Source organism: Rathayibacter tritici (assembly GCF_002932875.1).
GTDB lineage: Bacteria > Actinomycetota > Actinomycetes > Actinomycetales > Microbacteriaceae > Rathayibacter > Rathayibacter tritici.
Genome location: NZ_PSWS01000003.1, coordinates 59,946 through 74,998, shown reverse-complemented (window position 1 = coordinate 74,998; position 15,053 = coordinate 59,946). Strand labels below are relative to the sequence as shown.

Sequence of the window (15,053 nt, the reverse complement as noted above, 5' to 3'; positions counted from 1 at the left end):
GCGGGGGATCTGGGGTGGCTGCATCCGCCGCGGGCGCGGCCGTCCGCAGCCACCCCAGATCCCCCGCCTCCGTGTTCATCGCGATCACGTCGGGCCGCCCCGATCCATAGCGGATGATCGACACCGACGCCGGTCCCACGCTGAGCCGCTGGAAGAGGTCGAGGTGCATCCCGAGGGCGTCCGCGAGGATCGCCTTGATGGTGTCGCCGTGACTGACCGCAGCCCACACCGCTCCTGCCCCGTGCTCCTGCGCCACTGTCGCGTCGTGCCGACGGATCGCCGACACGGCCCGAGCCTGCATCGCCAGCATCGCTTCGCCGCCGGGGAACACCACTGCCGAGGGCTGGTTCTGCACCGTCGCCCAGAGCGGCTCCGTCGCGAGGTCGCGGAGCGAGCGCCCCGACCAGTCGCCGTAGTCGCACTCGGTGATACCCCTGTCGATCACGATGGGCGGAGGCGTCGCCTGCCGGTCGAGCACGAAGCGGGTGGTCTGTCGGCAGCGTTCCAGCGGGCTCGACAGCACGGAGGCGAGGTCGAGGGCCGCCAGCCGCTCGCCCGTGCGCGCCGCCTGCGTCCGGCCGACGTCGTCGAGCCGCACTCCGGCGGTGCGTCCGGCGAGAATCCCCGCGGTGTTCGCGGTGGTGCGTCCGTGCCGGACGAGGAGGAGGGTGGGCATACTGCCAGCGTAGGTGGGTCGCCGGCTGCGGGGACGCCGCGTTGGGGATGCCGTGTCTCCTCCGATGGGCGGACGCCCTGGCTGCAACGGTTGCCTAGGCTGGGGGAGCGGCCGCCCACCGCGGCCCGGAAGGGACTCCCATGGACGGAACGACGCCCCCCGGCATTCCCCAGGACGGCACGGACACCCAGCTCACCGCACCCGAGCGCCACGACTCCGCAGCCCCCGCCTGGGCTGCTCCGGATGCCTCCGGTCGCCACGGCGAGGTCGCCCTGCGGATCCGCGGCCTGCGCAAGCGCTTCGGCGACAAGGAGGCCGTGAAGGACATCGACCTCGACGTCCCCGCCGGCTCCTTCTTCGGCCTCGTCGGCCCCAACGGAGCGGGCAAGACGACGACCCTCTCGATGGCCACGGCCCTCCTCCGCCCCGACAGTGGCGTCGTCACCATCCACGAGGTCGACGTCTGGAAGGACACCCTCGCAGCGAAGCGGCTGATCGGTGTCCTCGCCGACGGCGTCAAGCTGTTCGACCGCCTCACCGGAGTGCAGCTCGTCACCTACTACGGCCTGCTCTGCGGGCTGGAGCGGGGGGTCGTCGTCGAGCGGACGGGTGATCTCCTCGCGCTGCTCGGCCTCGATCCGGCCGACCGCACCCTCGTCGTCGATTACTCCGCGGGCATGACCAAGAAGATCGCGCTCGCCTGCGCACTCGTGCGCGCCCCGCGCCTCCTGGTGCTCGACGAGCCGTTCGAATCGGTCGATCCGGTGTCTGCGGCGAACATCCGCGACATCCTCACCGGCTTCGTCGCCTCGGGCGGCACCGTGATCGTCTCGTCTCACTCGATGGACCTCGTCGAGCGGATGTGCGACCGGGTCGCCGTCATCGCCGACGGTCGCGTACTCGCCTCCGGCACCCTCGAGGAGGTCCGCGCCGGCTCCAGCCTCGAGGAGCGTTTCGTCGAGCTGGTCGGCGGCCGCACCCACCAGGAGGGACCGGCATGGTTGCGCATCTCCTGAGGCTGCGGCTGCTCCTGCTGCGCAACGCGCTGACGCGCAACGTCTGGCAGCTGATCGGCGTCGTCCTCGGCGGGCTGTACGCAATCGGGGTGCTCGGTCTGGTCGCGGCCGGGCTGATCGCGCTGGGAGGGACGGATCCGGCGTTCGCGAGCGTCGCGATCGTCCTCGGCGGCTCCGCGCTGATCCTGGGCTGGGTGCTCGGGCCGATCTTCGTCTCCGGCTCCGACCAGAGCCTGGACCTGCCCACCCTCGCAACGTTCCCGATCCCGCTGCGGACCCTCCTGCTCGGGCTCGCTGCCGCGGGTCTCGCCGGCATTCCGGGCGTCGTGACCGCGCTCGGCGCGCTCGTGTCCGCCGCCGCCTGGTGGAGTCGGCCGATCGGCATCCTGCCCGGCCTCGTCGCGGCCGTGATCGGCGTCGCGACCTGCGTGGTCGCCTCCCGGCTCATCGGCGCGCTCACCACGGGTCTGGGTTCGAGCCGCCGCTACCGGGAGGTGGTCGGCGGCGTCGTGCTCGTGGTCGTCATCCTGCTCGGTCCGCTTTTCGTCGGCCTGACGACCGTGATCCGCGACGGTCTCGACGTCCTCCCCGTCATCGCGAACGCCCTCGGCTGGTCGCCGCTCGGCGCGATCTGGGCCGTCCCCGGCTCCGTCGTCGCGGGCGACGGGGTCGCGGCGATCGCGCGTCTGCTGATCGGGCTCGCGACCCTCGCCGTCCTCGTCTGGGCCTGGGCGCGGGCGCTGCGCCATGCTCTCGCCGAGCCGGCCGCGTCGGGCGCGCACTCCGCCTCCGGATCCGCGGGGCTGGGCCTGTTCGGCCGCTTCCCCGGCACTCCGACCGGCGCCGTCGCCGCCCGAGCGCTCGGCTACTGGTGGCGCGACCCGCGCTACAGCCGCGGCCTGCTCGTCATCCCTGCCGTGGTGGTGCTCGCGGTCTTCTACTCCGCGGTCGGCAGTGGCGGCGACACCTTCGTGCTGCTCTCGGCTGTGCTCGTCGGCCTGATCTTCGGCGTGACCCTCTGCGCCGACGTGTCCTACGACGGCACCGCCTGGGCGGCGCACGTCAGCTCCGGAGTGACGGGGTCGGCCGACCGCGCCGGTCGCGTCCTCGCCGCCGCGATCATCGGCGTCCCGGCGGTGATCGTCGTAGCGGTGGGCACGGCGCTGTACGCGGGGCGTGCCGACGCGATCCCGGCCGTGCTGGGGATGGCGCTGGCGCTCGTGCTCAGCGGATTCGGAGTGTCGAGCGTCGCCTCGTCCCTGGTGGTCTACCCGGTGCCGGCGCCGGGGGACAGTCCGCTCAAGACGCCGCCCGGCTCGGGGATGATCTCGAGCGTGGTGATGCTGGGGAGCATGGCCGCGACCGGGCTCCTGGCGCTCCCGTCGATCGTCCTGGGCGCGATCTCGCTGATCGGCGGCGACACGACCCTCGGCCTGCTGGGGCTGGCGGCCGCCGTCGTACTCGGCGGCGTCTTCGCGCTGATCGGCGTCCGTGTTGGCGGCCGCATCGTCGATCGCCGCGCGCCCGAGCTGTTCGCCGCCCTCGTGACGATCGGCTGACGCCCGCTCCTGCCCGCTCCCGCCCGCTCCTGCCCGCTCCTGCCCGCTCCCGCGAGGATCCAAAAGTTGTCGCACTCGACCACCGAGTGCGACAACTTCTGGACACTCGCACGCCCGACCGAAGGCCTTCGCGCGCAGCGGACCGGCAGGATGAGGGGATGCGCAGCGTCGAAGTCCTCCTCGATCCGGAGTCGGATGCGCGTGTCCGCGGTCAGTGGGAGGCGCTCGAGGCGGCCGGCATCCCGAGCCTCGCGCTGCACACGTCCGACAGCAACCGCCCCCACCTCACCCTCGTCGCCGGAGCGGAGCTGACCGCCCCCGAGCCCGGCTCCCTCGGCCCGCTGCCCACGACCGTCGACCTGGGCGCCGTCCTCCTCTTCCCGCACGCCGGCCGCTTCGTCCTCGCCTGGGGCGTCGTCCGCTCACCCGCCCTCGACGCGCTGCACGCCCGCGCCACCCGCCTGATTCCGGGCGGCGTCGAGACCTCCCTGCCGGACGCCTGGACCCCGCACATCAGCATCGCCCGCCGCCTGCGCGCCGAACAGCTCGGCGCGGCCGTCCCCCTCCTCGGTGAACCGTTCAGCGCAGGCCTCGCCGGCGTGCGCTTCTGGAACGGCGACACCCGCACCCTCACCGACCTCTGATCCGCGCCACCGGTGGCTCGCGCCCGAAACCTCCTCCCCAACTCCCGTCCCTCCCCTCTCTCCACAGTTCCGCCCGCTCCCGGGGCCGCGTCGGAGGCGGCGGGTAGAGTTCCCCGGGTGACAGAGCCCACCGCGACAGCCCGCCCCGCCCCGCCGCTCGCCGCCCCCGCGGCGGAGCACCGCGGCGGCGACGGGAGCGACGCGGCGAGCGGGCAGGCGAGCCGCGGGTCTGCCGAGGCGCAGGCGATCCTCGAGAAGGTCTTCGGCTACGCGTCCTTCCGCGGCGAGCAGCAGGCGATCGTCGAGCAGGTCATCGGAGGCGGCGACGCCGTCGTCCTCATGCCCACCGGCGGCGGCAAGTCGCTGTGCTACCAGATCCCCGCGATCGTCCGCCCCGGCACCGGCGTGGTCGTGTCTCCGCTCATCGCGCTGATGCAGGACCAGGTCGACGCCCTCCGTGCGAACGGCGTCCGCGCCGAGTTCCTCAACTCCACCCAGGACGCGGGCGAGCGCACCCGCGTCGAGCGCGCCTACCTCGACGGCGAGCTCGACCTGCTCTACGTCGCGCCCGAGCGGCTGGGCAACGAGGGCACCAAGCAGTTCCTCGCCCGCGGCCGGATCGCCCTCTTCGCGATCGACGAGGCGCACTGCGTCAGCCAGTGGGGCCACGACTTCCGCCCCGACTACCTCGCGCTGGGCGAGCTCGCCGAGCGCTGGCCCGACGTCCCGCGCATCGCCCTCACCGCCACCGCCACCGAGGCCACCCACCGCGAGATCACGACGCGCCTGCACCTCGGCGCCGCCCGCCACTTCGTCTCGAGCTTCGACCGCCCCAATATCCAGTACCGGATCGTCAACAAGGTCGAGCCGCGCAAGCAGCTGATCGACTTCCTGCGCCGCGAGCATGCTCACGACGCGGGCATCGTCTACGCGCTCTCGCGCAAGAGCGTCGAGGCGACGGCGGAGGCGCTGCGCTCGGCCGGCTTCGACGCGGTCGCCTACCACGCGGGCCTGGACTCCCGGGTGCGCGCCGCCGCTCAGTCGCGGTTTCTCCGTGAGGAGGGCGTGATCGTCTGCGCCACCATCGCCTTCGGCATGGGGATCGACAAGCCGGATGTGCGGTTCGTCGCGCATATCGACCTGCCCAAGTCGGTCGAGGGCTACTACCAGGAGACGGGCCGTGCGGGCCGCGACGGCCTGCCCTCCACCGCGTGGCTCGCGTACGGCCTGCAGGACGTGGTGCAGCAGCGCCGCATGATCGACGAGTCGCCGGGAGATCTGGCGCATCGCCGGCGGATGTCCGCGCACCTTGATGCGATGCTCGCCCTGTCCGAGACGGTGCAGTGCCGCCGGGTGAACCTGCTCGCGTACTTCGGCCAGGAGAGCACCGCCTGCGGCAACTGCGACACCTGCCTCGAGCCGCCCGCCTCCTGGGACGGCACCGTCGCGGCGCAGAAGTTCCTCTCGACGGTCGTCCGGCTCAAGCGCGAGCGCAACCAGCAGTTCGGCGCCGGCCACATCATCGACGTCCTCCGGGGCAAGACCACGCCGCGCACCACGCAGCACAAGCACGACGCCCTCGCCACCTGGGGCATCGGCGCCGACCTGAGCGATACCCAGTGGCGCGGAGTCGCCCGCCAGCTCCTCGCGCAGGGCCTGCTCGGGGTCAACGACGACGGCTTCGGCACCCTCGTGATCACGCCCGCGTCCGCCTCCGTCCTCGGCGGTGAGCGGACCGTCGAGCTGCGGCAGGAGCCCGAGAAGCCCGCGCGCTCCAGCGGGTCCTCCCGCTCCGGCCGCTCCACCGTCGCCGAGCTCTCGGGCGAGGCCCAGCCCCTGTTCGAGCGGCTGCGGGAGTGGCGCGCCGCACAGGCGCGCGCGCAATCCGTCCCCGCCTACATCGTCTTCAACGACGCAACCCTCCGCGAGATCGCGACGACCGAGCCGGCCTCGATGGACGCGCTCAGCATCATCGGCGGCGTCGGCCAGAAGAAGCTGCTCACCTACGGTGAGGCCGTGCTCGCCGTCGTCGCGGGCGAGACTCCCGAGATCGCCGTCCCCCAGGCCGGTGAGGAGGCTCCCGCTCCCCGCCGCACCCCAGCCGGCCGTGGCGGCTCCCCGCGCTCCGGGGGCGGGAAGCCCTCGTTCGGCCGCGAGTCGGCCGGTCCGCCGGTGTCCGCAGCGCAGCCGCCGCAGGACGACTGGGTGCCGCCGGACGAGCCCGACTGGGAGCCTGGCTGGGACAGCTACTGACCGGCGGACTGGCCCCTACTGACCGGCGGACTTGCCCGACTGCCCCGCGAACGCGCCCCCACTGGCCCGCGTTCTGACCGCAGTCCGGGCTCGGCCCTCGCCGCCGACCGCGCCGCCGCACCAGCAGGAGACGAGCGACGCAACGTCAGCTGAGACGCCCCCTCATCCACCATCGTCGATGAGAACCCCTCCCAGCTGACGTTGTGTCGGCCACCCGGCGCGGGGAGCCCCCGGCTCGGATCCAGCTCCGCGGCAGGGCGACGGGCATGGCGAGGAGTGCCTCGAAGCCGGAGAGGAGCAGCAGCGCGAGAGTCGCCACTCCGTCGCGCAGGATCTCGCGCCCGGCCGCGCCGTCGGCCGCCGCTGCCGGCCGCACCCTCCAGCGGTCCCGGACCTTCGGGTTCCGACGGCGACGCATCCCGGTCGGCGTCAGCCACGAATACGGGTAGGGTCGGCGGTCCGTCCACGCACTGTCCGCAGATCACTGAAACCGGGGGGGATCCAGCCGCATGCCGCCGCGGCACGGACGGCGGGGTCGCGGTCAGCCCTGCTGCGAGCCGAGCGGCCGAGATCGCGGCGAAGAAGCCGCCTGGTCAGTTCCGACAACGCGCTTGCGCCTGCGCCCGGCTGCGTTTGTGTCCCGGCGACGGAACGTTTCCGCCGCGCCGCCGCGCGACCTACCGTGCGAGGACCGCCTGCGCTGCCGCGCCCGTCGGCGCCCCCCGCACCGCGAGCGGCCCGATCCGAAGACGGTCGAAGGGACACGAACATTATGGTCAGCACCGCTCCCCACCCCCGCTCCGCCGCCGACGCCGCCGACCGGGCAGCGACCGGGCGCACGCGGCCCCGGCGCTCCCGCTCCGGCTCGATCGCGACGACGTCACCGGTCGACTCCCTCGGCTCCGAGGTTGACGCCCGCCTCGACGAGGACGGAGTCCCCGCCGTCGACGTCGCCGCTCTCGGCGAGATCCTGCTCGGCGCCTGGCGCGAGCAGCGCCTCGCCAGCCGGGCCCTGACGGCTCGCCCCGAGCTGCACCGCACCGACGGCCTTCCGATGACAGAGCACCGTCTGCGCGTCTCGGAGCAGATGCGGGTCCTCGCGGCCGAGGGCGGCGTGCACCGCGCCTTCCCGGTTGATCTCGGCGGAGAGGCGGACCACGGCGGGAATGTCGCCGGCTTCGAGGAGCTGGTCACCGCCGATCCCTCGCTCCAGATCAAGTCTGGCGTGCAGTGGGGTCTGTTCGGAGCCGCGGTGCTGCACCTGGGCACGCGCCCGCACCACGAGAAGTGGCTGCCGGGCATCATGAGCCTCGACATCCCGGGCGCCTTCGCGATGACCGAGACCGGGCACGGCTCCGACGTCGCCTCGATCGCCACGACCGCCACCTACGAGGACGGCGAGTTCGTGCTGCGGACCCCGTTCCGCGCGGCCTGGAAGGATTACCTCGGCAATGCGGCGGTCGACGGACGCGCGGCGGTCGTCTTCGCCCAGCTGGTCACGCACGGCGTGAACCACGGCGTGCACGCCTTCTTCGTCCCGATCCGTGACGAGCAGGGCGTGTTTCTGCCCGGAGTCGGCGGCGAGGACGACGGACTCAAGGGCGGGCTGAACGGAATCGACAACGGCCGCCTGCACTTCGACGGTGTCCGCGTCCCGCGGGAGAACCTGCTCAACCGCTACGGCGACGTCGCCGCGGACGGCACCTACTCCTCGCCGATCGCGAGCCCGGGCCGCCGCTTCTTCACGATGCTCGGCACCCTCGTGCAGGGCCGCGTCTCGCTCGACGGCGCCTCGGTCGCCGCCGCGAAGATCGCGCTCACCATCGCCATCACGTACGGCGACCAGCGCCGCCAGTTCACCGGCGGGGGCGAGCGGGAGGAGGTGCTGCTCGACTACCAGCGGCACCAGCGCCGCCTCCTGCCGCGCCTGGCCACGACCTACGCCGCGGGGTTCGCGCACGAGAAGCTGCTGCGGGCGTTCGACGAGGTCTTCTCGGGCGCGAACGACACCGAGCAGTCGCGCCAGGACCTCGAGACCCTGGCCGCCGGCCTCAAAGCGCTCTCGACCTGGCACGCTCTCGACACACTCCAGGAGGCACGGGAGGCCTGCGGCGGCGCCGGGTTCCTTGCCGAGAACCGGCTCACTCAGCTGCGCGCCGACCTCGACGTCTACGCCACCTTCGAGGGTGACAACACCGTGCTGCTCCAGCTCGTCGCCAAGCGGCTGCTCACCGATGTCGGCCGCCGCTTCAAGGATGCGCAGCCGACCGAGCTGGCGCGTTATGCCGCCTCGCAGGTCGCGGAGGCCACGGTCGACACCTCCGGATTGCGGCGTCTGGCTCAGATGGTCGCGGACCGCGGATCGACGGCCCGCTCGGTCGGCCAGCTGCGGGACGATCAGCGCGAGCTGCTTACCGGCCGGGTCGAAAGCATGGTCGCGGGGATCGCCTCACGGCTGCGTCCGGCGTCGAAGCTGCCCGCGGATGAGGCCGCACGCCTGTTCAACGCGCACCAGAGCGAGCTGATCGACGCGGCCCGCGCGCATGCGGAGCTGCTGCAGTGGGAGGCGTTCACGCAGGCGCTCGCCGGCATCGAGGACGCGGGGACCCGCACCGTCCTCACCTGGCTCCGCGACCTCTTCGGGCTCGGCCTGATCGAGAAGCACCTTGACTGGTACCTGATCCACGGCCGCCTGTCCTCGCAGCGAGCGGTTGCGGTGACGTCCTACATCGACCGCCTGCTGGTCCGCATCCGTCCGCACGCCGCTGACCTGGTCGCCGCGTTCGGCTACGGACCCGAGCACGTGCGCGCCGCGATCGCGACCGGCGCCGAGGCGACGCGCCAGGAGGAAGCGCACGCCTGGTACGCCGCCGCCCGCACCGCCGGCACCCTCCCCACCCCCGAGAAGCGCCGCTGACCCCTCCCCGCGAGATGCCACTTACGCGCGCGACACGCCGGTCGAGGCCCGCGTAAGTGGCATCTCGCGGGAGGGGTCAGGGCGCGAGGAAGGCCAGGGCCTGGTCGCGCTCGGCGCGCAGTTCGAGCACGGACTCGTCGATCCTCGCGCGCGAGTGGGCGTCGATCTCGAGGCCCTCGATGATCCGCCACTCGCCGTCGACGGAGCGCACCGGGAACGAGGAGATCAGCCCCTCCTCCACGCCGTAGGACCCGTCGGACTCGACGGCGGCCGAGGTCCAGGAGGTGCCGTCGACCCAGTCGCGCACGTGGTCGATCGCGGCGGAGGCGGCGGACGCGGCGGACGACGCTCCGCGGACCTCGATGATCTCGGCGCCGCGCTTGGCGACCCGCGGCTCGAACTCCCCGTGCAGCCACTCGGCGTCGACCAGCTCGGTCACGGGGCGCCCGTCGAGGGTGGCATGGGTCGCATCGGGGTACTGGGAGGCGGAGTGGTTGCCCCAGATCGCGACGCCCTGGATCGAGTCCACCGGCGCGTCGAGTGTCGCGGCGAGCTGCGCCACGGCGCGGTTGTGGTCAAGGCGGGTCATCGCGGTGAAGCGACCGGCCGGGATGTCCGGGGCGCTGCGCCGCGCGATCCACGCGTTGGTGTTGGCCGGGTTGCCGACGACCAGCACGCGGATGTCGGAGGCGGCGTGCGCGTTCAGCGCGGCCCCCTGCGGGCCGAAGATGCCCGCGTTCGCGGCGAGCAGGTCAGCGCGCTCCATGCCTGCGCTGCGCGGGCGCGCGCCCACCAGGAGGGCGACGTTCGCGCCGTCGAACGCGGTGGCCGGATCGTCGGTCGCCTCGATGCCGCGGAGGAGAGGGAACGCGCCGTCCTGCAGTTCGAGGGCCGTGCCCGCGGCGGCGCGGAGGCCCGACGGGATCTCGAGCAGGTTCAGCCGGACGGGCGTATCCGGTCCGAGAAGCTGGCCGGAGGCGATGCGGAAGAGGAGCGCGTAGCCGATGGCACCTCCTGCTCCCGTGACCGTGACTGTGACCGGAGTGCGCTGCTGACTCATGGCGCCGAGCGTATTCCTGCCGCCTGCACGGCGGGGGAGAGATCCCCCTCCGCAGCCGCCACCGTCGACTCGCGCAGCACGAGCCGGTTGCGCAGCAGCAGGTGCGGCTCCTGCACCGCCCCGCCGCCGATGAGTGTCATCACTGCTCGAGCCGCCGCGCGCCCCACGCGGTGCAGCGGCTGCCGGACGGTGGTCAGGGCCGGCACGATCCGGGACGCGCCCGGCACGTCGTCGTAGCCGACCACCGAGAGCTGCTCGGGCACGGCGATCCCGAGCGTCCGCGCCGCCTCGATCACCGCGATCGCCGAGGCGTCGTTGGCGGCGAAGACCGCGCTGGGCCGCTCGGGCAGTGCCAGGAGCTCCCGGGCCGCGATGAGTGCGGGGTCGTGCCGGTAGTAGCCCACCCGCACCAGCGCCGGGTCGTAGGCGAGTCCGGCGTCGGCGAGTGCCCGCTGGTAGCCGGCTCCCCGACGGTGCGACGACTCCAGGCCGGGGCGGCCGGCGATGTGGCCGATGCGCCGGTGTCCGAGCCCGATCAGGTGGCGCATCGCGAGCAGCGCACCGCCGAAGTCGTCGGTCGCCACCGAGGGCAGCTCCGTCTGTGCGGTGAGCGGATCGACGACCACCAGCGGCAGGGAGCAGGAGGGGATCACGGAGGAGGGGGTCACCAGGATCGCCCCCTCGGCCCGCGCGTCGGCGAGGCGCCGCAGGGAGTCGAGCTCCCATCCGCTCGTCTCGCGGTGGCTCGCTCCGCTGCTTGCGATCACGTCGAAGCGGGTGCCGTGAAGGGCTGCGGCGACTCCCTGCAGCACCTCGGTGCTGAACGGCTCGAAGTCGCCCAACAGCACTCCGATCAACCCTGGCCGCTCGGGCATCGGCGGGGTCGGCTCCCGGACCGCCGGCGCTGCTCCTGTGGACATCGTCGTCCCCCTCGTCGTTCCCCTCCGGCCGCCACAGCGGGGCCACGACGAGGGGGCGTGCCGTTCTGTCGCGTCGGAATGCGTCCTTGCAATCGGGAATGTTCCCGATAACATTGCCCGCAAGACTAGCTGAGCGAACACTCAGCGGTCGACTGCGACGAATGCCGGGACAGCCTCCCTCCCCTCACCGCTGAGGGGATCGAGAGCTGGAGTCCGAGTGGCCACGCTGTGGAAGCCGCCACGCACGGACCGCCCTGTTCTTTCTCGCGCGCCTCGTGCGCTGGTGGCGATCACTTCGCTGCTCCGATGCTGCGCGCGCCGCCCTCTGTCGCGGCCTCAACGCCGCCCCCCACTGCGCCTTGCGCGCTCGACCTGATCGGCGACGGTGCCGATCGAGGAGGACCACCATGACCCTGCGACGCATCTCCCGCCCCGCCCTGCTCGCCCGCACGGGCGTCGCCCTCACCGGCTGCCTCCTTCTCAGCGGTGTCGCCGCCGCGGCGGCGTTCGCCGATACCGAGCTCGGCGCGGACGACGTCGACGTGAACGTCAGCATCGCCGAGCTGGAGCAGCCGGGCGTCCTCGCGATGTCCGTCGCCGGATCGACGGCCGACCTGACCGAGACCGGCTCCACTCCCACGATCCGGCAGTTCACCGGGCAGCTGCCCACCGTGACCGTCACCGACACTCGCACCGCCGACGAGATCCCGGACGACGCCGGCTGGTACGTCCTCGGCTCGGCGAGCGCCTTCACCGGCGACGGCGACCAGGACGAGATCACGGCCGATCACCTCGGCTGGACGCCCGCGCTCGTCGACGGCGGCGAGTCCGGGCTCGTCTCGGAGGGCGACCCGGTCGAGACGGTTCTGGACGAGGGCGCCGATGCCGTCGGCCTCGCCGATCAGGAGCTGCTCGCCCTCGCGCTCGACTCGCAGGAGACCGCGACCGACGGCTCGTGGAGCGTCACCGCCGGACTCACCCTGAAGACCGAGGCCGACGTCGCACCCGGCGACTACTCCTCCGTCCTGACCCTCTCCCTCTTCGAATGATCACCCTGCGCACGGTTGCTGCGGCGACGGTCGGCGCGCTGCTCGCGGCGGGGATGCTGGCGGCCCCCGCGGGCGCGGCCGAACCGTGGTCGCCGAAGCCCTCGTCCACCTCGACCGACCGCGGTGACGGCACCTACTCCGTGCCGCTGCTCAACGCGGACGTCCCGGACGTCTCGGTCGAACGCGTGCCCGCCTCCGAGAACGACGAGGGCCGCGACATCTACTACATGATCAGCACCACGATGCACCTGAGCCCGGGCGCTCCGATCATGAAGTCGTACGACCTGGTCAACTGGGAGATCGTCAACTACGTCTTCGATCGGCTCGAGATCGGCGACCGGTTCTCGCTCCGCAACGGGCAGAACTCCTACGGCAACGGCCAGTGGGCCTCGTCGCTGCGGTACCACGACGGCCGCTACTACGCGGTCTTCAACACCAACAACCTCGGTGGCTCGTATCTCTACTCCACCGACGACATCGAGGACGGAGCCTGGACGCGCGTCGCCCTCGGCCGCGCCTTCCACGACCCGTCGCTCTTCTTCGATGACGCCAACGGCGGCACTCCGTACATCTTCTACGGCTCCGGATCGACCAGTGCCGTGAAGCTGAGCGAGGACCTCACGACCGTCGTCGCGGAGTACCCGAACATCCTCCGCACCACCGACTACCCGGGCGCCGCCTACCTCGGCGGGCTGTTCGAGGGCGCGCAGGTGCAGTACATCGACGGGCAGTACTACATCGTGATCATCACCTGGCCCTCTGGCCAGGGCCGCCAGGTGGCACTGTTCCGTTCCTCCGAGCTGCTGGGCCGCTACGCGACCGCCGACGGCAGCAACCCCTACGAGGGCAAGGGCGTGCTGAACTCCAGCGGGTTCGCCCAGGGGAGCCTGGTGCCGATCGCGAAGGAGGACGGCTCGACCGCCTGGCACGGCATGTTCTTCCGCGACAGCTTCCCGACGGGCCGCATCCCGGGTCTGATCCCGGCGACCTGGAAGGACGGCTGGCCGACCTTCGGCACGAACGGCTCGGTGCCGGTGGGCGGAAGCTTCCCGAAGCCGATCCGCCTCAGCGCCGAGGAGGAGCTGTTCGAGCGGCAGAAGAGCATCGTCGTCTCGGACGACTTCGACAACGACGCCCCGGCGAAGGCATACCAGGACGAGTCGTGGACGATCCCGCCCGCGCCGGCCTACGACTCGTCGCTGCTCGGCGTGCAGCTGCTGCAGAACCCGGGGGCGGAGTCGGGGACGGCGCCGTGGGCCGGCCAATTCGGCGCGACGCTCTCGGCCCACACGACCGACCCAGCGTCGGGGACCGCCGCGCTCCGCGTGGGCACCCGCACCCTCAACGGTTCGGGCCCGAACCAGCTGCTCGCGCAGAAGATGCAGCGCGGCGTGACCTACACCGTGTCCGCGAAGGTGAAGTACACGACCGGCCCCGCGTCGATCCGCTTCAACCTCTGCGCCGACTTCGGCTCCGGCCCGGTGACGATGGCCTCGGCCGCGGTCGCGCAGGGTCAGTGGACGACGATCACGGGGACCTACACGGTGCCCGAGACCGCGAATGTCGCCAGCGTGAAGTTCGCCGTCGAGACGCCGTGGGGTAACCCGCAGCCGGCGTCCTCGAGCGTGGACTACCTGCTCGACGACGTCTCGCTCGTGGGAGCCGCGCCCACCCTCGAGCGCCCGACCGCGGCCGAGATCGAGCCCAACGGCTCGCACCTCGCCCTGCCCTGGCAGTGGAACCACGCCCCCGACAACCGCTACTGGTCGCTGACCGAGCGCGAGGGCTGGCTCCGCCTCACCAACGGGAAGGTGCTCAGCGGCACGGCCGCGCACACCCGCCTCTCGGGCTCGCCCGAGCTGACGTACCTGGAGGAGGCGCGCAACACGCTCTCCCAGCGCATCGTCGCGCCGAAGCAGTCGGCGGAGGCGGCGTTCGACGTCTCCGGCATGAAGGACGGTGACGTCGCCGGGCTCGCGGCCTACAACCGCGGCTTCTCGTACGTCGCCGTGAAGCGCGTCGACGGCGTGAACACCGTGGGCGTCGTGAATCGCAGCCAGCCGTTCGCGACGACCTTCGACCAGGCGGCCGTCGAGTCGTTCCTCCCCGGAACCACTGCCGCGCTGGGGGACGCCTCGCAGGTGCGCCTCAAGGCCGACCTCGAGCTCTCGGCCCCGGCCGGGCAGCTGTGGACTACCTTCTCCTACAGCCTCGACGGGAAGAGCTGGACGAAGCTCGGCTCCCGCGTCGGCCCGCAGACCCTCGACGGACAGCTCACGCACTTCATGGGTCACCGCCTCGGGCTGTTCAGCTACGCCACGACGACGGCCGGCGGCCATGTCGACGTCGACGAGTTCCTCCTCAGCGACACCCTCTCCTCCGAGGGGAAGGCGCTGGACCGCTCGCAGCTCGACGCGGCGATCGCCCACGCGGCGACCCTCCGCGCCGGCGATTACCCGGCCGACGCCTGGTCCGACCTCCAGTCGGTCCTCGCGAAGGCGCGGGCCGTCGGCACCGCGGGATCGCAGAATCAGATCGACGCCCCGGAGCGCGCGCTCAGCTACCAGCTGGCCCGCCTCGGCACGCTGAAGGGGGCGTCGCTCGACGTCGCCGCGGCGGCCGCGACCCGCTGCATCGCCGGGAAGGTCGTCGTGACCATCCGGGCGACCAACGCCGACGACGTGCCCGTCGCCCTGCGGATGCAGAGCGCCTCCGGCACGAAGACAGTCGCCGCCCTCGCCCCGGGTGCCACGACGAGCCACGCCTTCAGCACGCGTGCCGCCTCGGTGCCCGCGGCCGACGTGGTGGTGACCGCGACCGCCACGGTCGACGGCGAGTCCGTCACGACCGAGGTGCGAGCCCCCCACCCGGCCGCCTCGTGCGGCTGAGATCCCCGGGGGCGGCCCGCGCGGCCGCCCCCGGCCCCGAACCCGTCGGCGGCACTCGTCGTCGATCTCCT

General features: G+C 72.5%; 10 protein-coding genes. 7 read left to right on the top strand and 3 right to left on the bottom strand.

The annotated features are described in order from the left end of the window. On the bottom strand, positions 1–676 hold a 676-nt coding region (locus C5D07_RS01300), incomplete at its 3' end, for a histidine phosphatase family protein (protein WP_104258448.1). Between the two features lie 140 nt (positions 677–816). Between C5D07_RS01300 and C5D07_RS01295 the strand changes: the two genes are divergently transcribed. The 5 genes from C5D07_RS01295 to C5D07_RS01275 all read left to right on the top strand — a co-directional run bounded on the left by C5D07_RS01295 (position 817) and on the right by C5D07_RS01275 (position 9,065). Then, positions 817–1,692 (top strand): ABC transporter ATP-binding protein, encoded by an 876-nt coding sequence (locus C5D07_RS01295; RefSeq protein WP_084416065.1) that lies wholly within the window; start codon positions 817–819, stop codon positions 1,690–1,692. Next, positions 1,674–3,251: a transporter gene (locus C5D07_RS01290; RefSeq protein WP_104258447.1), complete on the top strand. Its 1,578-nt coding sequence runs from the start codon at positions 1,674–1,676 to the stop codon at positions 3,249–3,251. Before C5D07_RS01295 ends, C5D07_RS01290 begins: the two co-directional genes overlap by 19 nt. A gap of 158 nt (positions 3,252–3,409) precedes the next feature. Beyond that, complete coding sequence (locus C5D07_RS01285) at positions 3,410–3,895, top strand: 2'-5' RNA ligase family protein (protein WP_068255718.1); 486 nt, start codon at positions 3,410–3,412, stop codon at positions 3,893–3,895. A gap of 117 nt (positions 3,896–4,012) precedes the next feature. Next, positions 4,013–6,148, top strand: coding sequence for a DNA helicase RecQ (recQ, locus tag C5D07_RS01280; protein WP_104258446.1), 2,136 nt, complete (start codon positions 4,013–4,015; stop codon positions 6,146–6,148). Positions 6,149–6,920: 772 nt separating this feature from the next. After that, a complete protein-coding gene (locus C5D07_RS01275) occupies positions 6,921–9,065 on the top strand; it encodes an acyl-CoA dehydrogenase family protein (RefSeq protein ID WP_104258445.1) in 2,145 nt (714 codons plus the stop codon). Between the two features lie 76 nt (positions 9,066–9,141). On the opposite strand, the gene C5D07_RS01270 is transcribed toward C5D07_RS01275, so the two are convergent. Together C5D07_RS01270 and C5D07_RS01265 are read right to left on the bottom strand one after the other, a co-directional pair. Further along, positions 9,142–10,125 carry a malate dehydrogenase gene (locus C5D07_RS01270; RefSeq protein ID WP_068255710.1) on the bottom strand — a complete coding sequence of 328 codons (984 nt, stop codon included), beginning with the start codon at positions 10,123–10,125 and terminating at the stop codon, positions 9,142–9,144. After that, complete coding sequence (locus C5D07_RS01265; protein ID WP_167542390.1) at positions 10,122–11,045, bottom strand: substrate-binding domain-containing protein; 924 nt, start codon at positions 11,043–11,045, stop codon at positions 10,122–10,124. The genes C5D07_RS01270 and C5D07_RS01265 overlap by 4 nt, the downstream gene beginning before the upstream one ends. A gap of 407 nt (positions 11,046–11,452) precedes the next feature. Here C5D07_RS01265 and C5D07_RS01260 point away from each other — a divergent pair, with 407 nt between their 5' ends. Beyond that, positions 11,453–12,094, top strand: coding sequence for a hypothetical protein (locus C5D07_RS01260; protein WP_208855027.1), 642 nt, complete (start codon positions 11,453–11,455; stop codon positions 12,092–12,094). Further along, on the top strand, positions 12,091–14,982 hold the full coding sequence (locus C5D07_RS01255) for a family 43 glycosylhydrolase (RefSeq protein ID WP_104258443.1): 2,892 nt from the start codon (positions 12,091–12,093) through the stop codon (positions 14,980–14,982). Before C5D07_RS01260 ends, C5D07_RS01255 begins: the two co-directional genes overlap by 4 nt. The last annotated feature ends 71 nt before the right edge of the window (positions 14,983–15,053 follow it).